This is a genomic window from Limnospira sp. PMC 1279.21, assembly GCF_032349615.1.
GTDB lineage: Bacteria > Cyanobacteriota > Cyanobacteriia > Cyanobacteriales > Microcoleaceae > Limnospira > Limnospira fusiformis.
In genome coordinates this window covers 54,193-54,719 of the sequence record NZ_JARPLU010000007.1, presented here as the reverse complement: position 1 = coordinate 54,719, position 527 = coordinate 54,193, and positions in this window count along the sequence as shown.

Genomic DNA, 527 nt, shown 5'->3' with positions numbered 1-527 from the left:
ATTGTTTAGGGGGGTGGCGAGCCACTGTGGAAATTGTGGAAATTGTGTTTAAATTTGACTTTGGTTAAGGGTTCCATCCTGTCAGCATCTGTGGAAAAACTGTGGAAAATCCATCAAATCGATAGGGATTTGGTCTGGTTCAATCCCCTGTCAACCTTAGTATTTGGGAATAATAGGCAAGTTATCCACAACATTTTCCACAGGGTATGAGTTCAGGTTGAAGATAGGTAAATCGAGAAAAAAGTGCTTTAACGCCAATCGACCCCCCCACATGAGGAAAGCGACAGGCTGGGGAACCACCCCTGGCGGCTAGAAACAGCATAAAAGCCATTGAATAAGACCCCGGGGCGACACCCACCGAAACCGCCTATAAATTGGCATCAGGATTCAGTCCTGCTTCTCGCAGCAATTGTTCTAAACGTTGGTTACGTTGCCGTTCCTGTTCCAATTGTTCAGTAGCCGCTTGTTTGGCTTGCCGTTCCTGTTCCAATTGTTCAGTAGCCGCTTGTTTGGCTTGCCGTTCCTGT